The sequence below is a fragment of the Halorientalis pallida genome, from assembly GCF_049605515.1.
In the GTDB taxonomy this organism is placed as follows: domain Archaea; phylum Halobacteriota; class Halobacteria; order Halobacteriales; family Haloarculaceae; genus Halorientalis; species Halorientalis pallida_A.
In genome coordinates this window covers 904151-930747 of sequence record NZ_CP187158.1, presented here as the reverse complement: position 1 = coordinate 930747, position 26597 = coordinate 904151, and the positions used below count along the sequence as shown (strand labels likewise).

Below are 26597 nucleotides of genomic sequence, written 5' to 3'. Positions count from 1 at the left end.
GATGTCGCTCACGACCGACCTGTTCCGGCGGATGCTTCGCGAGGAGTGGCGACTCCACGAACACCTCTTTGGCGGCCGGCGGTTCGCCGCCTTCCCCGCCGCCGTCGCCGTCCTCTCGGCCGGCGGATTCGCACTGCTCTCCTATACTGGCACGGACTTCAGCGCGATCGTCGCCGGCCTGCACGGCCTGCTCTTTTTCTTCGGCCTCCAGGTCGGCACCATCGGTCTCGTGGGCCGGGACGCCCTGCGCGACGCGCTGGGCGACGTGACACTGCTCGTGTTCTCGGCCCGGACGCTCCCGGTGTCGTGGAATCGCCTGCTCGCCGTGTTCCTCTGGAAGGACCTGGTCTACTACACCGGCTTCTTCATCGCTCCTATCGGCGTCGCCGCGGTTCCGACGGCGCTCGACGCGGGTATCGCCCCCGGTCGGATCGCACTGCTCTGGTTGACGCTGATCGGGGCGTTCGCACTGGGTGTGACGCTCTCGCTGACGCTGGCCGGCGCGGCGACCCGGAGTCGCTGGCTGGTGGTGGTCCCGGTCGGGCTCGTGGTTGCCGCCCTTCTCTGGCCGGACATCGACGCGCTGGCGTACACGCCGTACGCGCTGTACCGGGAGCCCTCGACGCTCGCGGCGGTCCGCGGATTCACGCCGGTCGCGGTCTTCGGCGTCCTGGGTCCCGTCCTGTTCCGGCCGGCCGACAGCGGAGCCTATCGGACCGCCAGCGAGCGGTTCACGACCCTCGGATCGTGGCTCCGGGACGACGAGGGGTTGACGACGCGGGCCCTGCTGGAGGTGAGTCGCTCCAGCGGGTCGGTCTGGAAGGTCCTGTTCTCCATGGGCGTCCTGTTCGCGGTGACGGCACTGCTCCTGAGACAGATCACGGCCGCCACGGGGCTCCAGCCCTCGCCGGGCGTGGCCTTCGGGACCTTGCTCGGGCTGGGATCGTTCACCACCTACAGCTGGGTGACGCAGTTCGACAGCGCCGACGAGTACCTGCGGTACCCGGTGTCGGTGGCGACCGTCTTCGCGGCGAAACGGCGGGCGTATCTCCTGCTCTCGGTGCCGGCGGGCCTGATCTACCTCGCCATCGCGGCGGTCTGGTACGACCCGGTCGCGCTGGTTCCCGGCCTCGCCGTCCTCCCCCTGCTCTCGGTGTACGTCTTCGGCGTGACGGCCTTCGTCGCTGGACTCTCGCCGACGGAACTGCTGTTCGACACGCCGCGCTTTCTGGCCTTCGGCGCGGCGCTGTCGGTCGTCGCGATGCCCCTGCTCGTGGCGGCGCTGATCGAACCAGCGTTCGGGCCGGGGGCGACCGTCGCCGCGGTCGCGCTCGCGGCGGTCGCCGCCGTCGTCGGCATCGCCCTCCAGCGACGGGCCGGACCCCGGTGGGAGCGGCGGCTTCGGGGCTAAAATCGCCCGAGGATATTTGACAGTGGGCGAATTTGTTGTGAGTAGTACGTATGGCCAGTCCGTCCGTCGTCTCGCGCTGTGTGTGTCGTTCCCTCACGGAGGACCGGAGCCGTGAGTGACGACATTCGTGTCCTGGTCGTCGACGACAGCGAGTTCTTCGCAGAGATGACTGCCGAAACCCTCTCGGAGGACCACGGGATGGAGTCACACTGGGCGACCGGTGCCGACGAGGCGATGGGCGTGCTGGCCGACGCCGAGATCGACTGCATCGTCAGCGACTACGAGATGCCCGGCCCGAACGGACTGGAGCTGATGGAGATGGTCCGGGCCGAACACGGCGACGTGCCGTTCATCCTGCTGACCGGCCGGGGAACCGAGGAGATCGCCAGCGAGGCCATCTCCGCGGGGGTCGACGACTACATCCTCAAACTCGAAGTCGTCGAGGACCAGCAGTACCAGCAACTGGCCAACCGGATCACGAGCGCTGTCGACCAGCAACGGACCCAGCAGCGCTACGAACTGCTCGTCGACAACACCCCCGACGTGGTCGCACAGGTCGAACGCGACGGGGAGATCGTGGCGGCCAACCCCGCCATGGCGGACCTCGCGGGTGTCGACCGTGACGCGCTCCGGGGAGCGTCGCTCACCGAGCAGTTCCCCGAGACGGGCGAGTCGTGGCTCACCGCGGGGCAGGCGGTCCTCGAAACCGGCGAGTCCCGGACCTTCGAGAGCGAACTCGACGGTCGGCACTTCCACAACATCGTCGTCCCGGTCGACATCCGGACCGAACGTGACACCTTCCAGTTGATCGCCCGGGACGTGACCGAGCGGACCGAGCGCGCTCGGGAACTCAAGCGGAAAAACGAGCGGCTCGACCGCTTCGCGAGCATGGTCTCACACGACCTCCAGGGCCCGCTCGACATCGCGACGATGAACGCGAAACTGCTGGCCGAGGAGTTCGACGAGAACCCGGACGAACTCGACGCCATCCAGCGCTCTCACGACCGGATGGAGCGACTCATCGAGGACGTGCTGACGCTGGCACGGCAGGGCGACACCGTCGACGACCCCGTGGCGACGACCATCGGGACGGCCGCCAAGAAGGTGTGGCCGTACGTCGACGCGGAGGGCACGGACCTCGTGGTGGAGACGGACGCGGAGATCATGGCCGACGACGCGCGCCTGCAGGAACTCCTGAGCAACCTGTTTCGCAACGCCATCACCCACGGCAACGCCGACACGGTACGGGTCGGCACGTTCGCGGACGGCACCGGCGAGGACGAGGCGTCCATCGCCTTCTACGTCGCCGACGACGGGACGGGCATCCCGGAAGACGATTACGAGACGGTGTTCGAGACCGGTTTCTCGACCGCCGGTGACGGCACCGGGTTCGGCCTGGCTATCGTCGAGCAGATCGCCGACGCCCACGGGTGGACGGTCGACGTCGGCGAGAGCCAGGACGGTGGCGCGCGCTTCGACGTGACCGGCGTCGACCCGACCTGAGTCGCCCTCCGGCGGCCCGCTCCGGACCGCGGTCGTTATGCCGATTCCGTCCGTGATCCGGGACGATGACATACCGCGGCGTGGTGCTCGATCTCGACGGGACGGTCTACCGTGGCAACGAACTCCTCCCCGGCGCGGCCGAGACGGTCGACGCGATCCGGGCCCGCGATATCTCGCTGTGCTGTTGCTCGAACAACCCCACCAAGACCCGCACCGAGTACGTCGACCGACTCGCCGGTATGGGTGTCGAAATCGACGAACACGAGGTCCTCTCGGCCGGGACAGTCACCACCGACTACCTCGTCGCCGAACACGCCGGCGACGACTGCTTTCTGATCGGATCGCCGGGCCTGCGCGACCAGCTGGCCGCCGCCGGTGTCACCCTGATCGACGACCCGACCGCCGCCGACGTGGTCGTCGCCTCCTGGGACCGCGAATTCGACTACGACGACATGACCGACGGCCTCCGCGCGCTGGCCGACCCGACGACGGTCTTCGTCGGCTCGGACCCCGACCGGACCGTCCCGGCCTCGGGCGGCCGCTCGGTCCCGGGTTCGGGGGCGATCATCGGCGCCGTCGCGGCCGTCGCCGACCGCGAGCCGGACCGCGTGATGGGCAAGCCCTCGCCGGAAGCCATCGACGCCGTCAGGGAGGCCCTCGGCGTCTCGCCCGGCGAGTGCCTGCTCGTCGGCGACCGCCTCGACACCGACATCGCGATGGGCGAACGCGCCGGGATGACGACCGCCCTCGTGCTGACCGGGGCCGCCGACCGCGACGACGTGGCCGACGCCGACGTGACGCCCGACCACGTTCTCGATACCATCGGCGACGTGCCCGACCTGCTGGGCTGAGGACGTTCCCGACCGTCCTCATTGCCGGCTAGCTTTATGTCTGTGCCGTCCGTTAGCACACCTCGTGTTCCAGCCGAACACGGATTCACCATGACTGGCAAGCAGATCCTGATGATCGTCGGCGACTTCGGGGAGGACTACGAGACGATGGTGCCGTTCCAGGCGCTCCAGGCAGTCGGCCACGAGGTCGACGCGGTCTGTCCGGACAAGGAGGCGGGCGACACGTGCAAGACGGCGATCCACGACTTCCGGGGCGACCAGACCTACATGGAAGCCCGGGGGCACGACTTCGCGGTGACGGAGACGATGGCCGCCATCGACCCCGCCGACTACGACGCGCTGGTCGTCCCCGGCGGGCGCGCGCCGGAGTACCTGCGCACACACGAGGAAGTCATCGAGACGGTCCAGCACTTCTTCGAGGCCGGCAAACCCGTCGGGGCGCTCTGTCACGGCCCCCAGATTCTCGCCGCTGCGGACGTACTCGACGGCTACGGGATGACCAGCTATCCCGCGGTGCGGGCCGAGGTCGAGGCCGCGGGCTGTTCGTGGGTCGACGGGGTGACTCGGGACCGGAACCTCGTCACCGGACAGGACTGGAGCGACCACGTCGAGTGGCTCTCGGAGTTCCTCGACATGCTGGGCACCGACATCGAACACGGGGAACCGGTCGCGCCGGCGGACGACTGACTGGTCACTGAACCACAAGGTTGTCCACGATGGCGTGAGAACCGGCCCGCGTGACACGCCGCCCTCCACTCTCCAGACGCACCTTCCTGTCGGGCGTCGGTGCCCTCGGACTCGGTGCTGGAGCCCTCGTCGCCAGTGCCGACGGCACCGACGGTCCCGACTGGCCGATGTACCGCCACGACCCCGCCGGGACCGCACACGCCCCGGACGCCAGCGTGCCACGAGCGAGACCGACCGAGCGCTGGCGCTACGAGTTCGACGACGTGGGCGGACTCCGGACGCCCGCACCGATCCTCCACGACGGGCGCGTGTTCGTTGCGCGCCGGTCGCTGACCGCGTTCGACGCTGACTCCGGCGACCGAATCTTTCGACTCGATCCCGACGACGACGCGAAACCGTTTCTCTCGACACCAGCGGTCGCGTCGGCACGGGCCTACGTGACGCCGAGTCTCGTCGCGGCGACGGAGTACGGACTCCGGGCGGTCGGGATCGGCGGTGGTCCCGACCTGCCGCTGACCGACGGGAGCGGGCTGGCACAGCGCTGGTCCACGGGACAACAGCCGAACAACTCGGCAGTCTCGTCGTTGAACCTCGGCAGTGGGTGGCAATCACCGGCGGTCGCCGCCGACGGTACGGTGTACGCCCCCGAGGACGGCATCGTGGCGATAGACGCCAGTTCCGGGTCGATCCGCTGGTCGGAGCCCCGACAGTACACGAGCACTCCGTCGGTCGCCGATGGCGGGGTCTACGCCGTCACCTTCGACGGGGTTCGGGAACTGGCGGTCGAGGACGGGACTGTGCGATGGAGCGAGTCCGTCCCCGACATCAGGCCGGATCTTCCCCCCGTCGTCGCCGACGGGCGGGTGTACGTCGGTCACGAAACCGGGCTGGTCGCGATGGACGCCGACGGCGGAAACCGTCTCTGGACGACCGGGCCGCGGTCGGGCGACCACGGACAGTTCTTCACACCACCCGCCGTAACGTCGGATGCCGTCTACGCCGCCGGGACTGGCGTCCTCGACGACGGCAGCGACGGGCTCGTCGCGCTGGACCCCGAGACCGGCGAGCGACTGTGGGACGCCCCACTCTCGATGGTCGGTCCGAACACGGACGGTCCGGTCGTCGCCGGTGGCGTGGTCGTCCAACCCGGCGACCACGACCTGGACGCGTTCGACGCCGCGACTGGCGAACGACTGTGGCGGATCGAGCGCGACGCGATCATCTCCCAGCCTGCCCCCGGTGACGGTCGGTTCTACCTCGCGGACGGCGACGCTCTCACCGCGTTCGGAGGTGCCTGACCGTGCCCTATCGCGTTCCCGGGATGTCGGCACGGGACGAGGCCGGCGGGGGCGGCGTCACCAGGGCGTTCACCCACGCGACGAGTGTCTTCCTGAGCCGACCGGCGCTGTTCGTCCCCTTCCTCCTCGCCGGCCTCGTGATCGTCGGCGTCGAGCAGGCGATGCTCGCCGACCCGGTGCCGGTCACGACGACGGAATCACTCACCGGGACCGGCGTCGATCTGCAGCTCCCGTATCTGCCGGTCGAACAGCGCCGCGTGACGACGCCGCCTGTCGCCCTCTGGGGGCTCGAACTCCGCTGGCTCGCCGAGCGCGGCCTGTTCGCGCTCGTGACGACCGGAACCACCGCGCTGGCCGGCGCGGTCGCCGTCGCCGGGATGTACGAGGGCGGGCTCCGTCCGGGGCTCCGGGCGCTCGACGGGGCGTCCGCCGCACGCGCGGTCGGCTACGTGGTCGGGTTCGGGCTGACGCTGGTTCCCGTCGTGGCGCTCGTCCTGGTGGCCCCCATCCTCGTCGTCCCGGCGTTCGTCCTGACCCTGTTCGTCGCCGTGCGCCTGTTCGTCGCGTTCCCGCTGGTCGTGCGCGGCGAGTCGATCACGACCGCGGTCCGGACGAGCTGGCGACGCATGGGTGGCTACGGTATCTCGCTGACCTTTTTCATCCTGCTGCTGGCTGTGTTCGGTCTGTCGCGGCAGATCGGTTTCTTCGGCGGCGGACTGGCGACGGTGCTGGTCGGGGTCCCGCAGGTCGGCACGATGACCACGCTGGCGTTCTGGACCGAACCGAGCGACGACGGCGACGGGGTCGCCGCCGATGCAGGCTCCGTCTGACCCGCCGCCGACTCACGCTTCTACCATCGCCACGGGGCGCACCCACCCGGCGCTCGCGTCCTCTATCTTCACGGGGAAGGTGACGACCGGCACGTCGGTCCGGCGGGGCAACTCGTCGAGGTTGGCCATCTTCTCGATCTGGCAGTACTCGACCTCACGACCCGCGAAGTGGGCGGGCCAGAGTTCGGATTCGTCGCCTGTCTCGACGTACCGCCGCCCCATCTCGTCGAAGGGCTTGTCGAAGCCGTAGGCGTCGGTGCCGACGACTTTCACCCCCTGCTCGACGAGGTGTTTCGTCGCCGCTGCGCCCATTCCGGGGAACTCAGTCAGGTACTCGGCCTGGCCCCACAACTCGTCCGCGCCCGTCTCGATGAAGACGAGTTCGCCGGCCGAGAGGTCGTGACCGAGGTCGTCGAGTCGGTCGTCGATCATATCCGGCGTGATCTCTGCACCCGCGTCGAGATCGGTGAAATCGAGGATCACGGCGTTGCCACAGCACCACTCCAGCGGAATCTCGTCGATGGTCTTGGCCGGTTCGCCGTCACATTCGGGGCCGTAGTGCCAGGGCGCGTCGAGGTGGGTCCCGGCGTGGGGGATCGCCGTGATCTCCTCCCACGCGAGCCCCTGTCCGTCGGGGAACTCCTCGCCCGCCACGTCGTGGCCCAGTGCCTGGAGGTTGCCGGCGAGACTGGCCGCGCCCGCCTCGTGATCCATGTAGTCGATCTCGGGCGGGTAGGGTTCGCTCGCGACGCCCGGTTCGAGGCCGACGCTCAGGTCGATCAGTCGCTTGCTGGCGAAGTCCATGCGAGCCACGTCGGACACCGACGACAAGGACTTTTCCCGGCATCAGGCGACTCGTTCGCCGACCAGCGGTGCAGCGACGATACCCCCACCGGCGACAACGGCACCGACGAACGCGACCGGGACCGACGGGCCGAACACGTAGAGAACGCCGCCGAGTCCGCCCACGACCACCAACACGACGCTCCCCACGATCACCTCCCGGCGAGTCGAGGCGAGCGTCGGAATCGCGTCGGCGACGGCGTACCAGACCAGCCACGCGCCGACGGCCGCCCCGACTGCGGCCGCGCTCTCGGGGTGGCCGTCGACGAACAGCCCGACGATCCCGACTACCACTCCGACGACGAGGACCCGGCCGGGCGCGGTCCCGCCGTCGGCGAGCCAGTAGCACGCGGCGAGTATCGCCAGTCCGAGTCCGACGCCGGCGATCACGTCCACGAGATAGTGGACACCGAGGACGAGCCGCGATGTCGCGACGACCGTGACGACGACTGCGGCGAGTCCGATCCGTACGCGGTCGCGTACTCCGTCGAGAACGAGCGCCAGTCCACCCCAGACCATCGTACTGCCGAGCGCGTGCCCGCTCGGGAACCCGGAACTCGAAGCGGTGGTGATGTTCTCGAACACCGCGGCCAGTATCGGCGGGAGCCATCCGACTGCGGGGGCCTCGCTGGCCCCGGGCGGTCGCGGGAACCCGAACATCGGTTTGAGCGTGCCGACCACCACGACGTAGGTCACCACGAGTGCGAAGACGAACAGTCCGCGGGGGCGGTCGACAGCCGAGCGTGGGATCGCGCTCCCGCCGACGTACAGTCCACCGCCGAGGACGAACAGAAACCACACGTCGCCCAGCTGTGTGAGCAGGGCGAACAGCGTGACGACGGCTATCTCTGCCTGCCCGTGCAGGACCTCCGTGACGCCGACACCGCGTCCAATCGGGAACACGGCTACGCGCCGGACGGGGCGATAGCGGTTCGACCGACGAAATCCGAACTGTGCCTACACATCGGTGATACGGTATTGGTGATCGAACGGATCGACGATCAGTGCAAGGAACAGGTGGAGTAAAACGGTGACGGCTAGCAGTCCCGCGTTCCAGAGGGGCGAATTGTACCAGATGAGGTCCACGATCACGGGTTCGGGGTAGACGGGCCAGAACGGTTCGAGGGGTTGGGCGATGTCCGGTGCCGAGAGAATATCGGCGAACAGGTGGCTGAAGCCGCCGATCATGAACGCCGTCACGGTGAACATCACCACGCCCGGCGTCGTGGCCCGTTCGCTCCACAGCCAGCGGTCGAGCGGTCGACGTTGCGTCGCCGCGACGATTCCACCCACCGCCAGGCTCAGGGCCACGACGAAGACCACTGTGTGGGTGATCCCGTGGTGGTGGATCAGCGCCGGCGCGAGTTTCTCGATCCAGAGGTCCATATCGAGAAGCGGGGCCGCGACGACCGCGATCCCGACGAAGGTGAGGCTCACCCGCCGACTCCAGAGGAACCACGCCGGAGCAGCCCACAGCAGTCCCATCGCCAGGTGTCCCATCACGTCGACCATGCAGGCGGCTATGGGGCCGGTTCGGATACAGGGACGGCCTGCATTTGCAAGTCGCCGCGGCCCGATTCCCTGCCAGGGTACGACCGTGGGACCTTACAGAATAACCTTCCCGAGCGCGCTCGTGGCGAGTTCGACGGCGAGTTCGGCGGTCTGGTTGTGTTGATCGAGGATGGGGTTGACTTCGACGAGTTCCATGCTCGCCAGTCGGCCGGGGTCGGCGGCGCGTTCGGCGATGATCTCCATGGCGGCGTGGGCCTCGCGGTAGGAGACGCCGCCGCGTTCGGGAGTCCCGACGCCGGGCGCTTCGGTGGGGTCGAGCCAGTCCAGGTCGAGACTGACGTGGACGCCGTCGGTGCCGTCGGTGGCGATGTCGAGTGCCTCCGAGACCACTTCGGTGACGCCGCGGGCGTCGATGTCGGTCATCGTGTACGCGGTCACGTCGCTATCCCGGATGTTCGGCCGTTCGGCCTCGTCGATGCTCCGGAGCCCAACGAGGGCGACGTTCTCCTCGGCGACGTTGGGCGCGGGGGCCCAGTCGGTGTCGGCGAACGATCCCTTCCCGAGGATGGCGGCGAGGCTCATCCCGTGGACGTTCCCGCTGGGCGTCGTCGCGGGCGTGTTGAAGTCACCGTGAGCGTCGAACCAGACGATGCCCGTCTCGGCCTCGCGTGAGACGCCGCCCGCGGTGCCGATGGCGATGGAGTGGTCACCGCCCAGTATCAGCGGGAAGTCACCGTCGGCGACGGCGTCGTCGACCTCGTGAGCGAGCCGAGTACAGACGGTCTCGGTCTCGCCGAGGAACTTCGCGTCGCCCGACGCCGGGGCACCGCTGTCGGGATCGGTCTCCTCGGGGCGCGGGACGTGTACGTCACCCCAGTCGGTGCAGGCCACGTCCAGCCCCTCGATCTCCCCGGCCAGACCGGCGTACCGGATGGCCGAGGGCCCCATGTCGACGCCACGTCGGTCCGCCCCGAGGTCCATCGGGACGCCGATGATCCGCACGTTCCGATCCATCACCTCGACCACTCTCGCGGATCTACAAAACTACTGGTACTGTGCACACACCTGCGCGATTCCTTCCTCGAAGGAGATCTGTGGTTCCCAGCCCGTCGCGTCGTTGATCTTCGAGTAGTCCGCGCAGGTGTCGTGGACGTACACGTCCTCGGGGATGGGGTTCTCGACGTACTCCGGGTCGATGTCGGTCCCCAGTTCGTCGTTGAGCATCTCGACGACGGTGTTGAACGAGTACGCCTCGCCGGTGCCGAGGTTGTAGATGCCGGTGAGTTCGTGATCGGCGGTCAGTTCGATGCCCCGCACGATGTCGTCCACGTGCGTGAAGTCCCGGGTTTGCTCGCCGTCGCCGTACAGCACTGGCGATTCGCCGCTGGCCATGTCGTCGGCGAACTGCGCGATGACGTTGGCGTACTCGCCCTTGTGTTCCTCCGCGCCACCGTAGCCCTGATAGACCGAGAAAAAGCGCAGACCCGCCATGTTCATGTCGTGGTAGTTGGCGAAGTACTCCCCGTAGCGCTCGCGGCCGAGTTTGGAGGCCTCGTACCCGGTGTTCACGCTCACGGGCATGTCTTCCGGCGAGGGCTCGGTTCGACTGCCGTAGATCGAGGAGGTCGTCGCGTAGACGACCGTCTCACAGCCAGCCTTGCGCGCCTGCTCGACGGTGTTGACGAACCCCTCGATGTTGACGCGGGCACCCCGCTGTGGGTCGTCCTCGTGCATCTGGAGCGAGGAGAGCGCGGCGAGGTGAAAGACCACGTCCACGTCGACGGGCAGGTCGTCGTCGAGGACGCTGGCGTCGACGAATTCGACGGACGCGTCCAGGTTCTCGGGCGTTCCGAGATAGCCGTCGTCGAGCGCGATGACCTCGTTGTCGTCGGCAAGGTGGTTCGCGAGATTCGAGCCGATGAACCCTGCACCCCCAGTGACGAGTACGCGTTTGTCCTGCATATCTGGACATCTTAGTCGACCATCAAATGTGTGTCGTTCCCCGGAATATCTGACACTGATCGGCGTCGGTGAGCCCGTCGTCCCTCGGTTTCCGGACACGTCCGCAAGCACTCGTTTATCCGCCGGGTTTATGGAAAGCTACAACGAACGTCCTCTCATGTCATCAATCGAACTCACGCCGAGCCAGAAGAACATCCTTCAGGAGCTGGTCAATCTCCACCGACAGTCCGAGAGCGCCGTCAAAGGCGAGGATATCGCCGAACAGGTCGACCGCAATCCCGGCACCATACGGAACCAGATGCAGAGTCTCAAGGCCCTCCAGCTGGTCGAGGGTGTACCCGGGCCGAAAGGTGGCTACAAGCCGACTTCCAACGCGTACGAGGCACTCCAGGTCCAGAACATGGACGAGGCGGCGGACGTGCCGCTCAAGCACAACGGCGAAGCGGTCCCCAGCGCCAACGTCGAGGAGATCGACCTCACCAGCGTCCACCACCCCGAGGAGTGCCGCGCCGAGATCAAACTCCAGGGGTCGATCTCGGAGTTCCACGAGGGCGACACGATCACCGTCGGTCCGACACCGCTGTCGAAGCTCCGCATCATCGGCACCATCGAAGGGAAAGACGACACGAGCAACATCCTCATCCTCACTATCGACGACATGAAGGCCCCCGTCGGCGAAGTCGAGAAGTAAGTTCCGTTCGTCCAGTAATCCTCGCTATTTCTTCGATCTCCAAGCCGTCCGTCCAGCCGTCGAAATCCCGGCAGTCGTCGCCGCTAGTCGGTCAAACCCCAGTCACCGAAACGGGCGCACCTATAAAAACTGACGACATGGCGATGGCGATTTCAAAGCCTTTGTATCGGGTGACTCCCGAGGTCCGGGTATGACCGACGACGTCGTCGTGCTCGGCTCCGGCTACGCCGGTGCGGGCGCGATCAAGAGTCTCGAATCGGAAGTGGGAAGCGACGCGGACATCACCTGGATCTCCGACGTCGACTACCACCTCGTTCTCCACGAATCTCACCGCTGTATCCGGGACCCGAGCATTCAGGAGAAGATCACCATTCCCGTCGAGGATATCAAGTCCCCCAGCACGCGCTTCGTCCAGAGCGAGGTCGAGGACATCCACACGGACGACCGCACCGTCGAGCTGGCCGACGACTCCGAAGTCGACTACGACTACCTGCTGGTCGCGCTGGGTTCCCAGACCGCCTTCTTCGGCATCGACGGCCTCGAACAACACGCCCACACGCTGAAGGGCCTCGACGACGCGCTCGGCATCCACGAGGACGTGAAGGAGGCCGCTCGGGAGGCGTCCCAGTCCGACCCCGCACAGGTCGTCGTCGGCGGTGCCGGCCTGTCGGGCATCCAGAGCGCCGGCGAGATCGCGGAGTTCCGCGACGACCACCGCGCCCCCATCGACATCCACCTCGTCGAGGGCCTCGACGAGATCTTCCCGGGCAACGACCCCGAAGTGCAGGGTGCCCTGCGGAAGCGCCTGGAGGCGCTGGACGTGAACATCATGACCGGCGAGTTCATCGGGGAAGTCGACGAGGAGACGGTCTACATCGGCGACGAGACCGAACTCGACTACGACGTGTTGCTCTGGACCGGCGGCATCACGGGCCAGGACGCCGTCGCGGACGTGGACCTCGAACAGGACGAGCGCAACCACCGCATCAACACGGGCATGAACTTCCAGACCGAGGACGAGCGCGTCTTCGCCATCGGTGACTGTGCCCTCATCGACCAGCCCGGCGAGAACCCCGCGCCGCCGACGGCCGAGGCCGCCTGGGAGGCCGCCGACCACGTGGGCAAGAACATGGCCCGCGCCATGCGCGGCCAGCCGCTGGACGACTGGACGTTCAAGAGCAAGGGGACCGCCATCTCCGTGGGCGAGGACGCCGTCGCCCACGACGTGATGTTCATGCCGATGGAGACCTTCGGCGGCTTCCTCGCGCGCAACCTGAAGAAGGCAATCGCCGCGCGCTGGATCTCCTCGATCACCGGCCCGGGCCGCGCGATGAAGGCCTGGCCCGATATGTAAACTCCTGTTGACCAAACAATACTAAGACGTTCGGGCGATCACGCGCCGCCATGGACGCGTGGACCCCTCGCGAGGCCGCCCGGAACGCACCGCTCGTTTTTGTGCTCTCGCTGGCCACCGTCGTCCCACTGGAACTGCTGGTCTTCGATTCGACGGCCACGGTGAGCGAGGCGGTCGTCCGCGGGCTCCCGACTGCGACCGGCCTCGCCTTCGGATTCGCCTTCGTCCACGTCGCTCGCTGGCACTACGAGCGGAAAGCGGCCTGAGCCGAACGCGTCGGTGACGCTACCTTTTTGTCATCCGTCCGTGAAGTTGCTGGCGTTCGTGCCTCGTCGACCGAATCTGTCCGGGACGCTCCCCGAGATTCCGTTCCTGTCCCTGTTCAAACGCAAATTTCCGTTCACCATCTTCCTGATCGCCGGCGTCGGGTGGGTACTCGTGACCAACGGCGTCCGGATGGCGGACGTGTTCGGCCCGTCGCCGAGTCCGTTCAACCCGCTCGTTCACCTCTCGAATCAGTTCTTCCACGCGAGCCTCGACCACTACCGGGGGAACATGCTCGTCCTGGTTCCGCTCGGGGTCGTCCTGACGCTGTTGACGAGCGACAAACACGTCCTCGCCGTCGTCGTCGGGGCCGACGCGCTGGCGAGTTTCGTCTACCACGTCGGGTCCGGTCCCGTAGTCGGGTCCAGCGGGATCGCCTTCGCCATCATCGGCGTGCTGATCGTCAGGACCGTCGGCGACGCCATGCAGAACGCGTCGATGGAGTGGCTGCTAACGATCATGGTCGGCCTGTTCCTCCCGTTCTTCCTGGTGTTGCTGATCGTCGCCGTCGCCCTCCACGGGGCCTGGGTCGCTCACTTCGGGCACCTGCTGGCGTTTTGCTTCGGCGGCATGCTGGAGGCCGCGTTCGTCGTCGTCGGGCACGCGAGCGACGACCGACTCGTGTTGTCGTGGTAGTACACAGCGGGACCACCGACGGATGTCGTGGTGAGGGCACCGTGCCCGTCGGCTCCGTCCCGCCATCGCTACTCGTTCGATGCCCCGACGCCCGAAATTAATTTCATTAATAATTTTGATTGCATCAATTCGTATCGTATACACAAAGAATTTACAAAACCCCGGTCAAGCCGGCGATGGCATGGCAGATAACAGGTCTTCGAGTCGACGCCAGTTTCTCAGAGGAACAGGTGCGACGCTCGCGGTGGGGGCTGGTATCAGTGTCGCCAGTCAGCCTGCCACAGCGGCGCTCACGGACAAGCTATTCCAGATCGAGATCATCCCGATAAACTCCGAGACGGCGTTCGATATCGACTTCGACTGGACTGTCGACCCGGTGGTGGTCTCCGAGCCCTGGGACGGCTACGCCAACAAGAGTGGTGCCACGGTTTCCGGGGAGATCACGAGCAGTTGGGGGTCGGTGGTAATCGGTGTCGAGGAGTACGCCCTGGAAAGTGTCAGTGCCAGCAGAGGTCCGCTCGCTTACGGTGCCCAGTACCTCCCTCAGAACGCCGAGGCGCAGTACGACACGCCGGAAGGCGACGGCGACCGCTTCTCCCAGATCGAGGTCTCTGGCGACGGGAAATACGTGTTCGCAGTGCCGTTCGCAGAGGACGTCGGTACCTCAACTTCAACGGGTGAAGATTACGGGCACGTCTGGGAAGCCGGCGACAGCGTCGAACTGGAGCCCACCCAGTTCGCCGGCCTCGACCAGACCGGCCGTGAGGACGGCGCGGTCTCGACGTTCTACGTCCCGATCGCCGTCCGGCGGAACGGAGAAAATTACGGGCCGGTCGGGATCAACTTCGAGTCACAGGACCAGATCGTCACCATGCAACACGAGGGTCGGGACCAGTCCGTCGGGAGCCGGTTCGGGCCCGGGGAACAGGAACTTTCCGACAGGTCGGAACCCCACGACGCAATCGGTGGAATCGGCATCGTCGACGGGGGGTCCGACAAGTATCAGGCCGCCGCCTTCGACAAGGATCCCGCCACCTGGTGGGATAGCTACGACCTCTACAACCCAGCGGCCCGCCATCCCTGCTGGATGCGGCTCGAAGACGGCGTCTCGGTCAACGTCTTCACCACCGACACCGACCGCGGCTGTCGGTTCGTCTGAGCCCCACACCGAGGGACCATCGACGCGGTAGCCACCCGTCGAACGGGACGGCTGTCCCGCCGTCACCGACCGTCACCTTCGCGCAGTCTGTCACCTTCGAGCATCCGCTAGCGGTCTGATTCGTGCGATACTGGCGGTCGTGACCGTCGTCGGCGACGCGAGTGACGACCGACTGGTACACCGTCGCGAAAGCAGGGTCGAAACCGACCAACGGCGAACCGATATCTCCCCACCGTTCCATAGCACAAGTAGTCGTCACTATCGAACGACACTGCTCGTCCCGGTCACGAGAGACATGTGTCCGACGTATCACGCCGAGTCGATACCAATCGGACACCTGTCGAATCCAGTTGAATATATCAAAATTATAAAATTTAAGTCGGGGTTCGGGCGGAACGGCGGGTGTGGAGCCCAAGAATCTCCCAGACATCGACCCGACGGCGCACAACAGACGAAAATTCCTGCAGCGAACCGGTGGCGTTTCGCTGGCGGCCGTGGTCGGCCTGTCCGGCGGCGCGTCGGCACAGGTGACAGAAGACGGCGAGTTCGAGACCGATCCGTACTCGCTGGGTGTCAAGTCCGGCGACCCGCTCCCGAACTCGGTGATTCTCTGGACGCGACTCGCACCGAATCCGCTAGAAGCCGACGGCGCGATGCCGAACGAGCCCTTCGAGGTGAACTGGAAAGTCGCGTCCGACGAGGCCATGTCGAACGTGGTCTCGTCGGGAACCGCGACGGCCAAACCCGAACACGCCCACACCGTCCACGTCGACGCCGACGGCCTCCAGCCCGACACGGAGTACTACTACCAGTTCGAGTGCCGGGGCGAGACGAGTCCCGTCGGTCGGACCAAGACCGCCCCAGAACCCGGTAGTTCCGTCGACGAGTTCCGGTTCGGATTCGCCTCCTGTAACCGGTGGGCCGACGGCTACTTCACGGCCTACGGCGACATAGCCGAGGACGAACTCGATCTGATCGTCCACCTCGGCGACTACATCTACGAGTACGGCATCGACGGGACCCAGACGCCTCGGAACCGCCAGCTCCCCCAGGAGTACAAGAAGGAAACCACCGACCTCGAGACCTACCGCCTGCGCTACGCTCTCTACAACACCGATCCCGACATGCAGGCGGCACACGCCAGTGCCCCGTGGCTGGTCACGCGGGACGACCACGAGGTCGACAACAACTGGGCCGGCGACGTGCCCCAGGACCCCGACGAACAGAGTACCGAGGAGTTCGTCGAGCGCCGGGCGGCGGCGTTCAAAGCGTACTACGAGCACCAGCCGTTCCGGATGGCCCAGAAACCCGACGGCCCGAGCCAGAAGCTCTACCGGTACTACGAGTTCGGCGACCTGATCGACTTCAACGTCCTCGACACGCGACTGTACCGCTCCGACCAGGCCTGTGACGACGTGTTCAACAAGGTCGACTGCGAGGAGCGGTTCGAGGAGGACCGTACCATCCTCGGCGACGCACAGGAAGACTGGCTCCTGGGCAACCTCGCGGAGTCCGACAATACCTGGAACGTCCTCGCCAATCAGCTGCCTTTCGCGAAGATGGACTTCAAAATGGGGCCGAAGGAAGGGTACCGGACCGAGCAGTGGGACGGCTACGTCCCCGAACAGCGCCAGGTAAAGCGGGCATTCGAGGAGGACGCCAACAACCCAGTCGTCATCACCGGTGACTTCCACTCCCACTGGGCGAACAATCTGATCAGCGCCAAATCCGGCTCCGACGAACCCGTCGGGGCGGAGTTCGTCGGCACGTCCATCGCCTCAGGCGGCGACGGGGCCGACATGGACGACTTCGGCCGGTACGTCGTCACCGAGAACGACAACGTCGAGTACTACAACAATCGTCGCGGCTACGTCCGCTGTACTGTCACGCCCGAGGAGTGGACCACGGAGTTCCAGGTCGTCGAGTACGTTGAGGAGCCCGGCGCGCCCTCGCGGACGGACGCAGTCTTCCGGGTCGAAGCCGGTCAGCCGGGCCTCCAGCCCAAGCACCCGAAGGTCCTGGCCGATTCGGTAGCCGTCGGCAACGGCAAGACCGGAACGGCGGAGCTGACGGCTCGCTGGCTCGACGAGGGCCTCGCCGGTGGCTCGGTGACGCTCTCGCTCTCGAACCCCGAGGTGGCGACGATCACCGACGCCTCGGTCGTCGACGCCTTCGGCATGGCCGAAGCGACCGTCGCGAGCGACGGTTCGTCGGCGACGCTCCGGTTCGCCGACCTCGACAAGAACGTCCAGTCGGTCGTCGCGGGGACGGACACCCCGCTCGCGAGCCTCGACGTTCGCGGGGACGCCACGGGCACCACCGACCTCGAAGTCGAGGTCGGCCGCCTGAACGACGAGGGCGGGGCCGACCTCCAGACCACTACCGAGATGGGCGTCGTGGTCGTCGGGCCGCCGCCGGTCGGCGGTGGCGACGCTCCGCGCGATCCCGACGGCGACGGCCTGTTCGAGGACGTGAACGGGAACGGTCGCCTCGACTACAACGACATCGAGACGCTGTTCGAGCACTTCGACGACGACAGCGTTCGGCTGAACAGGGCCGCCTACGACTTCAACGAGAACGGGAAACTGGACTACGACGACGTGGTGACGCTGTACGAGGGCATCAACTGACCGGCGTCGCTCCGGTCTGCCCCCCGAACCCCCTTCTTTTCACTCGATTCCCAGCCCCGCGTGCCACTCGCCCGCGCCCGATTCGGCGACCCGCTCGTCCATCTTCGCCAGCAGGTGCGTCGCGAGACTCGCGGTCTCGGCGGCCCGCCGCTCGCCCTCGGTCCGGAACTCGCCAGTGACGCGGTTGGCGTAGACAGAACAGACCGCGCCCGCGCGCAGGCCGTAGACGTTCGCCAGCGTCAGGATGGCGCTGGCCTCCATCTCGAAGTTCAGGACGTTCGCCGCGCGCAACTCCTCGACCAGCCCCTCGCTTCCGCGAGCCTCGAAGTCCTCGAAGCCGGGGCGACCCTGGCCCGCGTAGAACGAATCCGTCGAGCAGGTCAGGCCGACGTGGTAGTCGTAGCCGAGGCGCTCTGCGGCGGCGACGAGGGCGGCGACCACGGCGTGATCCGCGACGGCGGGGTAGTCCTCGCGGACGTACTCGTCGCTGGTCCCCTCCTGCCGGACCGCGCCGCGAGTGATGACGAGGTCGCCGACGGCCGCGTCCTCGCGAATCGCACCGCAGGAGCCGACGCGGATCAGCGTGTCCGCACCCACGCGAGCGAGTTCTTCGACTGCGATGGCCGCCGAGGGACTGCCGATCCCCGTCGAGGTGACCGAGATCGGCGTGCCGTCGTAGGCACCGGTCGCCGTGCGGTACTCGCGATGTTCGGCTCTCACCTCGCTGTGGTCCCACGCGTCGGTGACCTTCGGGACGCGCTCGGGATTGCCGGGGAGCAGGACGGTCTCGGCCACGTCTCCGGGGCCGACTTCGAGGTGGTACTGCTCGCCGTCGTTGGGGTCTTCGCTGTCCATCCTCACTTCCCCAGCGTCTCTGCGCTGATGGCGTCGGGCAAGAGGTCGCCCAGTCGGTACTCGGGCGTCGCGTCGCCCTCGTCACAGACCACGACGAGGTCGTCGTGGCAGAACTCCACGAGCGTCTGTCGGCACATCCCACAGGGGGTCACGCCGTCGCGTTCGCTCGACGAGACCGCGAGGCGGTCGAACTCGCGGTGGCCGGCCTCGACCGCCTTCCCGACGGCCAGCTCCTCGGCGTGCAGACTGTTGCTGTAGTTGGCGTTCTCGATGTTACACCCGGTGAAGACGGTGCCGTCCGCGGTCCGGAGCGCGGCCCCGACCCGATACTCCGAGTACGGGACGTGAGCGTCGTCCTGCGCGGACCGCGCACGCTCGACCAGATCCTCCATGGCCGGTGCCGACGGGGCGACCGGACAAATACCTAGCCCGACTCCGCGGCGAGAACTGACGGACGATTTATGAGGGACTATTGACAATGGACGGGCATGCGGTACACGCGTTCGCTCTATCGGTCACTGGTGGGGACCTACTGCGCGCTGGTCGTGGGGCCGTTCGCCGCGGCGCTGGCGGGGGTATCCGGCCTCCTCGACCCCTGGATCAGCCTGGCGGTCGCCGGCCTCGTCGCCGGTGGACTCGGGTACTGGGTGGGGAATCGTCTCGACGTGGAGCGGTTGGCCACGTCGCTACCGCTGGCCGTGCCGCCCGTCGTCCTGCCGCTGGGCTACCTCGTGTGGCTCATCGCGCTCCTCGCACACAATCCCGGGATCAGCCCGCTGACGCTGCTGGGCCGACCGGCGACGCTCGGCGTGTTGGCCGTCGGACCGGCGGTCGCGCTGGTCGAACTCGGCACTCGTTCGGTGACGGTCTCCCGGATCGAAGCCGCCACCGTCCTGTACAGCTTCCAGACCCGTCCCGACAAGCGGGAACGCCGGATCACCTACGGTGCGCTGGCCGTCGGACTGGGTGCCGTCGCCGGCTTGCTCGGGGTGCTGGTGCTGTCGGGGCAGGCGTCCATCGCGGCGGTCCTCGGATTGCTCGTCGTCGTGCCGCTCGCGCTGGCCGTCCTCCGGTCGGACGACCGGACCGTCGTCGTCACCGACGCCGGGCTGGCCGTCGACGGTGCGTTCACCGGCTGGGAGGAGGTTGACTCGTTTACCGTCGCCGAGGACTCGCTGGTGATCCGGCCACGCGGCTGGTTCGCCGACGTGTACCGGCTCGACCTCTCGTCGGGCCCCGATCCCGACCAGCTACGGTCCACGTTCGAGAGCCACGCCAGCCGCTAGTCCACGGCGCGTTCGACGGTCGCGACCGCGTCCGAAATCAGCGCGTCCACGTCGTCGCTCTCCGCGTAGATTCTGACGTACGGTTCCGTCCCGCTCGGCCGGACGAGTAGCCACGATGCGTCGGGAAAGGAGAGCCGAACGCCGTACTCGGTTTCGACGGTGGCTTCCGGGAACCGCTCGGGGAGCCGTGTTTCGAGAGTCGCCATGGCCTCGGCTTTGGTGTCGTCCGGACACCGGACGTTCTCCTTCCGGTAGGGCCGTTCGGTCACCGGTTCGCGCAGGCGGTCGAGGCCCGACGCCGCGACGAGTCGCGTGAGGACGGCCGCGCTGACCACGCCGTCGATCCAGTCGCCGAACCCGGTGTGCATGTGTTTCCACGGTTCGGCGGCGAACACGACCTCGGTCTCCCCGTCGCCTGCGGCGCGGGCCGCGGTCAGTCCCTCGTGGAGGATACCGAGCGCCGTCCGCTCGACGCGACCGCCCGCGGCCTCGACCCGCTCGTCGATCCGTGCCGATGCGTTGGGCGTCGTCACCACCACCGGGTCACCCGCGGCGCTCTCGCGGACGTACCGCTCGGCCAGAATCGCCAGCACGGTGTCCTCGTGGACCACCTCGCCCGATTCGTCGACGAGGACGATCCGGTCGGCGTCGCCGTCGTGTCCGATGCCGATATCGGCGTCACCGTCGGCGACGAACGCGCGGAGATCGGCCAGGCTCTCCGGGGTCGGCTTGCTCTCCCGGCCGGGGAAGTGGCCGTCGACGGTCGCGTTCAGCGCCCGCACGTCGGCCCCGAGCGCCCGGAGGACCTGTGGCGTCGCGACGCTGCCCACGCCGTTCCCACAGTCGACGGCCACCGTCAACCCGTCCGGAGCGGCTCCGAATCCCTCCGCGTAGGTCACGACGGCCTCACGATAGCGTTCCAGTACGTCGAGGTCCGTGGCTCCGCCCCAGGCGTCCCAGGCCACCGGATCGGGTTCCCCAGCGACGCGCTGTTCGATCCGAGCTTCGGCGTCGTCGCCGTACTCCTGCCCGTCGACGAACAGTTTCAGTCCGTTGTCGGTCGGCGGGTTGTGGCTGGCGGTGATCATCACGCCACGTCGATCCTGCGAGGCGTAGGCGAGCGCCGGTGTGGGCACTTCGCCGACCCGACGGACGGTCGCGCCGCCGCTCTCCAGGCCGGCGGCGACCGCCGCCGCGAGCGCCTGACTCGTCTCCCGTCCGTCGCGTCCCAGGACGAACTCGTCGCCGTCGGCCGCCGCCGCGCGACCGACCGACAGCGCCAACTCGGGCGTCACCTGCTGGTCGACCGGGCCGCGGATGCCGGCCGTTCCGAACAGTTCCATAGCTACCGAGAGCGGCGACACACACTTAGAGGCAGGCGGTCCGCCCGTCTCGCCGGACCGCTCAGAGTTCGACGCCGGAGGGGATCAGCGAGTGGTTCCGGAGGAGACTCCCGTCGTCGTCGTAGACCAGCAGTGTCCGCTTGTCGGTGGTGTAGCGGTCGCCGCCGGCCACGTCGATTTCGAGGCTGTAACAGCCGGGGGCGTCGCTCTCCTCCTGGCCGTAGGCCTTCGCGGCGTCGACGAGGTCGAGGATGTCGTCGGCGTCGGCGTTGACTTCGAGGACGAAGTCGCCGGTCAGCCGTTCGGTGATGGCGAGGACGCCGTCGGCGTCGGGGTCGTCGACCGGCGTCTGGAAGCGGAAAGCCAGGTCGAGGTCGGTCCCGGGTGTCAGGCGCGTCTCGAGTTCGTCCGACGGGCCGTCGTACTCGATGTGTACCGTCGGTTGCTCGACTGGATCGTCCGCCACGTCGCGCAACTCGAGTTTGAAGTAATCGCGCCTCATTCAGTATGACAACCTACGTCGTCCGAACCAATGAACGTAACGCCTGTTTCAGATGTGCCCGGTGATTTCCGGCCGCGGCGTGGGGATTTTTGACGGACGCGTTCGGGAGGGCTGGTATGGTCTGGGTGAAGTCGGAGTACGCCGAGGAACTCGCCGTCGTGTCGGCCTGGCTGAGCGCACTCATCCCGTGGTCGATCTCGGTCTCCATCGGCGAGATTCAGGGGGGATCGCTGATCGAGTTTCACTTTCCGTTCCTGTTGATCCGGGTCCTGCTGGGCATCGAAGTACCGGGACCGAACCCGCTCATCATGCCCCCGTGGGAGGCCATCGCCTACTACAGCGACGCGCCCGGCCCGCTCCCGTTCGCCGTCTGGACCGTCGGTGCCGCCGTCGTCGGCCTCGCCGTCCTGCTGAGTCTGGCCATGTACGTCTTCGAGGAGCGCTTCCGAACGGCCCGGCGGGACCCCGTTCGCATCATGGGCGGCCTCCTGCTCGTCGCCGCCGTCCTCCACACCGTCGCCAGCGGTCTCCTCCAGTTCGGCGCGCTTCCGATCTCCGGCATCGCGACCGACGCCTTCCCCGGCATCCTGTTGCCCGTCGGCGTCGTCTTCCAGTTCGCCTTCGCGTACACCCTGCTCCGGGTCGAACGGGTCGACGACCCCGACGTCGAGGCGTCCGGGACCGACGCGGACCCCGACAACACCGAACCCGACGAAACCAGCGAGGAGTGAGGCGCCCGCAGCCGCCAGGGACCTGTCAGTTTGCACGATTAAACGGACGGAAACGAGATGCGAATTTAAGTAAGTGGGTCCGTAAGCGCCAGTAACGCATTCGCCGGACGGCGAGGTCGATCTATGGCAGGACAGAACGCGAGCGCCGGTGACGAGGTCGGTGAGTCACGAGTCGAGGAGGTACGCCGCTGGCTCTCCTATACCGCCGACCTGCTCCGGGGGACGACGCTCCCGGTGCAGAACTACGACCCGGACAAACACGACCGGCTCATCTCCTTTTCCGGCCTGCCGGGCTACGAGGAGACCGACCGCTACTGGCTGAACGTTCCCTTCTCGTTCGTCTCGATCAACTACGACCACGAGGACGACAAACACCTCTATCACGTCGTCGAGCCCCAGCTGGACGAACTGGAGGCCGAACTCCTCGACCGGCTGGCAGAGGACATCCGCGAACCGCTGTTGTACCGCGAGGACGTGGCCGACGACCCCGAGGCCGCACTGCGCGAGGAACTCCAGGACCGCCTGGAGGAGTACGGCGTCGACATCAGTCTCGAATCGTTCTACCGGCTGTTCTACTACCTGCACCGGCGGTTCCACGGCTACGGGCAGATCGACCCGATCATGCACGATCCCCACGTCGAGGACATCTCCTGTGACGGGCCCAACCTGCCCATCTTCGTCTATCACGACGACTACACCGACGTGGAGACGAACGTCACCTTCGAGAGCCAGGAACTGTCGAACTTCGTCATCCAGCTGGCCCAGCGCTCGGGTCGCCACGTCAGCGTCTCCGATCCGGTGGTCTCGGCGACCCTGCCCGACGGCTCCCGGATCGAGCTGGCGCTCGGCGAGGAAGTGACGCCCCGCGGGTCCGCGTTCACCATCCGGAAGTACGCCGACGAGCCGTTCACGCCGATCGACCTGCTGGAGTACGGCACCGCGAACCTCGACATGCTCGCCTTTCTCTGGCTCTGTATCGAGAACAACCGCTCGCTCCTCTTTGCGGGCGGGACCGCGGCGGGCAAGACCACCTCGATGAACGCCGTCTCCATGTTCATCCCGCCGCGGGCGAAGGTGCTGACCATCGAGGACACCCGCGAACTCTCGCTGTACCACGACAACTGGCTCTCGTCGGTGACTCGCGAGCGCCTGGACGACGACGACATCACGATGTACGACCTGCTCCGGTCGGCCCTGCGCCACCGGCCCGAGTACATCATCGTCGGCGAGGTCCGGGGCGAGGAAGCGATCACTCTTTTCCAGGCGATGAACACCGGTCACACCACGTTCTCGACGATGCACGCCGACTCCGTCCAGACCGTCATCAATCGGCTGGAGAACGAACCCATCAACGTCCCGCGACCGATGGTCCAGTCGCTGGACGTGCTCTGCGTGCAGGTCCTCACGCGGAGTCAGGGCGAGCGCGTCCGCCGGATGCGCACTCTCGCAGAGATCGAGGGCATCGACCAGCGGACCGGTGAACTGGACTACTCGAACACATACTCCTGGCGAGCCACCGAGGACCAGTTCTCCGACAGCGGGAGCGATCTGCTCGACGAGATCCGCGAGGAGCGGGGCTGGAGCCAGTCCGAGTTGCTCCGCGAGATCCGGAACCGCAAGAAGTTCCTCAAGTACCTCCGCGAGGAGGGCGTCAACGACTACCGGCGGTTCACGGCGATGGTGAACAAGTACTACGCCGACAGCGGAACCGTCCTCGACCGGATCGAGGACGCCGGCGTCGAAGTGGAATCCTGACATGGTCTCGCCACTCTCGCTCGTCCCGGCCCTCGTCGCGCTCGGCCTCGGAGCCATTCTGATCGCGGCCGGATCGAGCGAGTCACTCAACCGCCGGCTGACCCGAATCTCCCGGGGCGTGTTCGGCCGGTTCGTCGGCGACAGGATCGACCGGAAGGAACTGTTACAGTCGGCCTACGTCCCGGAGACCTATCGGGCCTACGCGGCCAAGACCTACCTCTACGCGGTGCTGTTCGCCGTGCTGGGCGGGATCGTCGGCGGCTACGTCGTCGCCGGACTGATCCTCGCCATCCCGCTGATCGGCGGCCTGCTGGCGGGCCTGCCCAACACGATGACGGCGGTGCTGGGACGCCCCTCGACCTGGTCGCTCGAACTCGCGCCCGACGTGTTCCTCGCGGTCGCCGTCGCCGGCGGTGTCGTCTCGTCGCTCGTGTCGGGTGCGCTGGCCTACACGATGCGCTGGCAACTGCTGGCCAGTCGCGCCGAGGCGCGCCGCCGTCGGATCAACGAGAGTCTCGCCCGGACCGTCGCCTTCCTCTACGCGCTCTCGCGCGGTGGCATGCCGTTCCCGGTCATCATGCGCACGCTGGCGGACAACAGGCGGATCTACGGGGAGAGCGCCCGCGAGATGTCGGTCGCCGTCCGGCAGATGGACCTGTTCGGCACCGACATGATCAACGCCATCCGCCGGATGTCGAAACGGACTCCCAGCGAGGAGTACAAGACGTTCAGCGAGAACCTCTCGTCGGTCCTCCAGAGCGGTCAGAGCCTCCCGCAGTTCCTCCACGACCAGTACGAGCGCTACCAGGAGGAAGCCGAGGAACGGCAGGAGGAACTGCTCGAACTGCTGGCGACCATCGCCGAAGCGTACGTCACCGTCCTCGTCGCGGGGACGCTCTTTCTGATCACCGTCTTGCTCGTGTTCGGCCTCACGACGACCGACACGCTGGGCATCCTCCAGTTGCTCGGGTATCTGGCGATCCCGCTCGCCAACGTCGGGTTCATGGTGTTTCTGAACCAGCGACTGGAACTCCTGGGTATCGGGAGCGACGGCGTGTCGGTCCCGGACGAGTCCTCGCTCGTGGGCGGCGGTACGTCCCAGGGTGGTGACGTGCCCGCCGCCGACGGGGGTCACACGAACGCGCTGGCGCACAACTTCGAGCGACTGGCCATCTACGACCGGCTCCAGCGGTACAAGCGCGTCCTCAACGCCCCCGTCGAGACGGTGCTGCGGAACCCGTCGGCGCTGTTGTACGTGACGATCCCGCTCGCGGTCGTCGTCACCGCACTGCGCCTGCCGGCCGCGCTCACCGGCGTCGGCGTCAACGTCCGCGTCCTCGACGACCTGCTCATTCAGGGGCTCCTGTTCGTCCTCGGCACCTACGCCGTCGTCCGGTACGCCCAGCAGCGCCGGCTCGGGCGGGTCGAGGCCGCCTCCCCCGAGATGCTCGAACGCCTCGCCAGCCTCAACGAGGCCGGGATGTCCGTCGTGGAGAGCTTCGACCGCATCCGCGGGAGTGATCTCGGCGCGCTGACCGACGAGATCGAACGCATCTGGGCCGACATCAGCCTCGGCGCGAACGTCGAGGAAGCGCTCGTCCGGTTCGGCACCCGCGTCCGGACCATCCCCGTCACCCGCGCCGTGACGCTGTTGACCAACGCGATGCGGGCCAGCGGGAACATCGGCGCTGTCCTGCGGATCGCCGCCACGCAGGCCCGCGCGGACCTGCGGATGAAACGCCAGCGCCGCCGGCAGATGCTCACCTACCTCGTCGTCATCTACGTCGCCTTCCTCGTGTTCCTCGTCATCATCGTCGCCGTCGAGGAGGTGCTGGTCCCGAGCCTGCCCAACAGCGTGCCAACGCCGTCCTCGAACAACCGGCTCGGCGTCGACCCGAGCCAGTTCACCCGCTTCGGGAGCGTCAACAAGGCCGCCTACACCCTCGTCTTCTTCCACGTCGGGATGGTCCAGGCCTTCTTTTCGGGCCTCGTCGGCGGCCAGCTCGGTGAGGGGTCGATCCGTGACGGCGTGAAACACGCCGCGATCCTGTTGACCGTGGCCTACGTCGTCTTCGTGTTGCTCTCCTCGCCCGTCGCGTCGATGAACATGGAGGCCCAGTTCGGCGGGAAAGCCGAAGTGAACGTCGAGTCCGCGTCGCTCTCGGAAGGCGGGTTCATCGTCGTCCGCCAGAGTACCGCCGACGGGAAGGTCCTGGGCGTGAGCGAGTACCTCCCCGCCGGGACCTCCGAGGACATCACCATCCAGCTCAGTCAGGAGGTCGACGACGAGGAGACCATCGTCCTGATACCGCACATGGACACCGACGATGACCGGACCTACGACGAGGGCAACGATACCGATGGCGTCTATCCGCCCAGCGCCGACGCCAATCAGGTGGAATTCACCTTCGGCTAACACAATCGTCTTGAGCCA

General features: G+C 67.0%; 25 protein-coding genes. 16 read left to right on the top strand and 9 right to left on the bottom strand.

Annotated features, from left to right (window positions below):
• Position 1 precedes the first annotated feature (1 nt).
• The 6 genes from ACOZ4N_RS06395 (at position 2) to ACOZ4N_RS06370 (ending at position 6580) form a co-directional block, all read left to right on the top strand.
• Entirely contained in the window at positions 2 to 1411 is a 1410-nt protein-coding gene (locus ACOZ4N_RS06395; protein ID WP_424019096.1) for a hypothetical protein, read from the top strand.
• Between the two features lie 111 nt (positions 1412 to 1522).
• Positions 1523 to 2914, top strand: a complete 1392-nt coding sequence (locus ACOZ4N_RS06390; protein ID WP_424019095.1) for an ATP-binding protein — start codon at positions 1523 to 1525, stop codon at positions 2912 to 2914.
• Between the two features lie 65 nt (positions 2915 to 2979).
• Positions 2980 to 3765 carry an HAD-IIA family hydrolase gene (locus ACOZ4N_RS06385; RefSeq protein WP_424019094.1) on the top strand — a complete coding sequence of 262 codons (786 nt, stop codon included), beginning with the start codon at positions 2980 to 2982 and terminating at the stop codon, positions 3763 to 3765.
• A 90-nt stretch (positions 3766 to 3855) separates the two neighbouring features.
• Entirely contained in the window at positions 3856 to 4452 is a 597-nt protein-coding gene (locus tag ACOZ4N_RS06380) for a DJ-1/PfpI family protein (protein ID WP_424019093.1), read from the top strand.
• A gap of 50 nt (positions 4453 to 4502) precedes the next feature.
• Entirely contained in the window at positions 4503 to 5750 is a 1248-nt protein-coding gene (locus tag ACOZ4N_RS06375; RefSeq protein WP_424019092.1) for a PQQ-binding-like beta-propeller repeat protein, read from the top strand.
• A 2-nt stretch (positions 5751 to 5752) separates the two neighbouring features.
• A complete protein-coding gene (locus tag ACOZ4N_RS06370; protein WP_424019091.1) occupies positions 5753 to 6580 on the top strand; it encodes a hypothetical protein in 828 nt (275 codons plus the stop codon).
• Positions 6581 to 6592: 12 nt separating this feature from the next.
• On the opposite strand, the gene ACOZ4N_RS06365 is transcribed toward ACOZ4N_RS06370, so the two are convergent.
• From ACOZ4N_RS06365 to ACOZ4N_RS06345, 5 genes are all read right to left on the bottom strand, one after another.
• Positions 6593 to 7384, bottom strand: coding sequence for a cyclase family protein (locus tag ACOZ4N_RS06365; protein WP_424019090.1), 792 nt, complete (start codon positions 7382 to 7384; stop codon positions 6593 to 6595).
• Positions 7385 to 7426: 42 nt separating this feature from the next.
• Positions 7427 to 8326 carry a phosphatase PAP2 family protein gene (locus tag ACOZ4N_RS06360; protein WP_424019089.1) on the bottom strand — a complete coding sequence of 300 codons (900 nt, stop codon included), beginning with the start codon at positions 8324 to 8326 and terminating at the stop codon, positions 7427 to 7429.
• Positions 8327 to 8380: 54 nt separating this feature from the next.
• Positions 8381 to 8935 (bottom strand): metal-dependent hydrolase, encoded by a 555-nt coding sequence (locus ACOZ4N_RS06355; protein ID WP_424019088.1) that lies wholly within the window; start codon positions 8933 to 8935, stop codon positions 8381 to 8383.
• A 93-nt stretch (positions 8936 to 9028) separates the two neighbouring features.
• A complete protein-coding gene (rocF, locus tag ACOZ4N_RS06350; RefSeq protein ID WP_424019087.1) occupies positions 9029 to 9949 on the bottom strand; it encodes an arginase in 921 nt (306 codons plus the stop codon).
• 30 nt (positions 9950 to 9979) lie between these two features.
• Positions 9980 to 10897: an NAD-dependent epimerase/dehydratase family protein gene (locus ACOZ4N_RS06345; protein WP_424019086.1), complete on the bottom strand. Its 918-nt coding sequence runs from the start codon at positions 10895 to 10897 to the stop codon at positions 9980 to 9982.
• Between the two features lie 157 nt (positions 10898 to 11054).
• Here ACOZ4N_RS06345 and ACOZ4N_RS06340 point away from each other — a divergent pair, with 157 nt between their 5' ends.
• From ACOZ4N_RS06340 to ACOZ4N_RS06315, 6 genes are all read left to right on the top strand, one after another.
• Complete coding sequence (locus ACOZ4N_RS06340; RefSeq protein ID WP_092687071.1) at positions 11055 to 11588, top strand: Rrf2 family transcriptional regulator; 534 nt, start codon at positions 11055 to 11057, stop codon at positions 11586 to 11588.
• Positions 11589 to 11778: 190 nt separating this feature from the next.
• Positions 11779 to 12942: an NAD(P)/FAD-dependent oxidoreductase gene (locus tag ACOZ4N_RS06335; protein WP_424019085.1), complete on the top strand. Its 1164-nt coding sequence runs from the start codon at positions 11779 to 11781 to the stop codon at positions 12940 to 12942.
• A gap of 50 nt (positions 12943 to 12992) precedes the next feature.
• A complete protein-coding gene (locus ACOZ4N_RS06330) occupies positions 12993 to 13208 on the top strand; it encodes a hypothetical protein (RefSeq protein ID WP_424019084.1) in 216 nt (71 codons plus the stop codon).
• 58 nt (positions 13209 to 13266) lie between these two features.
• On the top strand, positions 13267 to 13902 hold the full coding sequence (locus ACOZ4N_RS06325; protein ID WP_424019083.1) for a rhomboid family intramembrane serine protease: 636 nt from the start codon (positions 13267 to 13269) through the stop codon (positions 13900 to 13902).
• Positions 13903 to 14083: 181 nt separating this feature from the next.
• Positions 14084 to 15061, top strand: coding sequence for a twin-arginine translocation signal domain-containing protein (locus ACOZ4N_RS06320; RefSeq protein ID WP_424019082.1), 978 nt, complete (start codon positions 14084 to 14086; stop codon positions 15059 to 15061).
• 404 nt (positions 15062 to 15465) lie between these two features.
• A complete protein-coding gene (locus ACOZ4N_RS06315; protein ID WP_424019081.1) occupies positions 15466 to 17691 on the top strand; it encodes an alkaline phosphatase D family protein in 2226 nt (741 codons plus the stop codon).
• Between the two features lie 39 nt (positions 17692 to 17730).
• Here the strand turns inward: ACOZ4N_RS06315 and ACOZ4N_RS06310 are convergent, their stop codons facing one another.
• Together ACOZ4N_RS06310 and cdd are read right to left on the bottom strand one after the other, a co-directional pair.
• Positions 17731 to 18546, bottom strand: a complete 816-nt coding sequence (locus ACOZ4N_RS06310; RefSeq protein ID WP_424019080.1) for a nucleoside phosphorylase — start codon at positions 18544 to 18546, stop codon at positions 17731 to 17733.
• A gap of 2 nt (positions 18547 to 18548) precedes the next feature.
• Positions 18549 to 18938 carry a cytidine deaminase gene (cdd, locus tag ACOZ4N_RS06305; RefSeq protein WP_424019079.1) on the bottom strand — a complete coding sequence of 130 codons (390 nt, stop codon included), beginning with the start codon at positions 18936 to 18938 and terminating at the stop codon, positions 18549 to 18551.
• 96 nt (positions 18939 to 19034) lie between these two features.
• Here cdd and ACOZ4N_RS06300 point away from each other — a divergent pair, with 96 nt between their 5' ends.
• Positions 19035 to 19832 (top strand): hypothetical protein, encoded by a 798-nt coding sequence (locus ACOZ4N_RS06300; RefSeq protein ID WP_424019078.1) that lies wholly within the window; start codon positions 19035 to 19037, stop codon positions 19830 to 19832.
• Here ACOZ4N_RS06300 and ACOZ4N_RS06295 read toward each other — a convergent pair.
• On the bottom strand, positions 19829 to 21175 hold the full coding sequence (locus ACOZ4N_RS06295; RefSeq protein WP_424019077.1) for a phosphomannomutase: 1347 nt from the start codon (positions 21173 to 21175) through the stop codon (positions 19829 to 19831). The genes ACOZ4N_RS06300 and ACOZ4N_RS06295 overlap by 4 nt on opposite strands.
• A gap of 61 nt (positions 21176 to 21236) precedes the next feature.
• Positions 21237 to 21677: a DUF5793 family protein gene (locus ACOZ4N_RS06290; protein ID WP_424019076.1), complete on the bottom strand. Its 441-nt coding sequence runs from the start codon at positions 21675 to 21677 to the stop codon at positions 21237 to 21239.
• A 116-nt stretch (positions 21678 to 21793) separates the two neighbouring features.
• Between ACOZ4N_RS06290 and ACOZ4N_RS06285 the strand changes: the two genes are divergently transcribed.
• The 3 genes from ACOZ4N_RS06285 to ACOZ4N_RS06275 all read left to right on the top strand — a co-directional run bounded on the left by ACOZ4N_RS06285 (position 21794) and on the right by ACOZ4N_RS06275 (position 26579).
• Positions 21794 to 22408: a DUF7549 family protein gene (locus ACOZ4N_RS06285; RefSeq protein ID WP_424019075.1), complete on the top strand. Its 615-nt coding sequence runs from the start codon at positions 21794 to 21796 to the stop codon at positions 22406 to 22408.
• Between the two features lie 123 nt (positions 22409 to 22531).
• Positions 22532 to 24163: a type II/IV secretion system ATPase subunit gene (locus ACOZ4N_RS06280; RefSeq protein ID WP_424019074.1), complete on the top strand. Its 1632-nt coding sequence runs from the start codon at positions 22532 to 22534 to the stop codon at positions 24161 to 24163.
• A gap of 1 nt (position 24164) precedes the next feature.
• A complete protein-coding gene (locus ACOZ4N_RS06275) occupies positions 24165 to 26579 on the top strand; it encodes a type II secretion system F family protein (protein ID WP_424019073.1) in 2415 nt (804 codons plus the stop codon).
• The last annotated feature ends 18 nt before the right edge of the window (positions 26580 to 26597 follow it).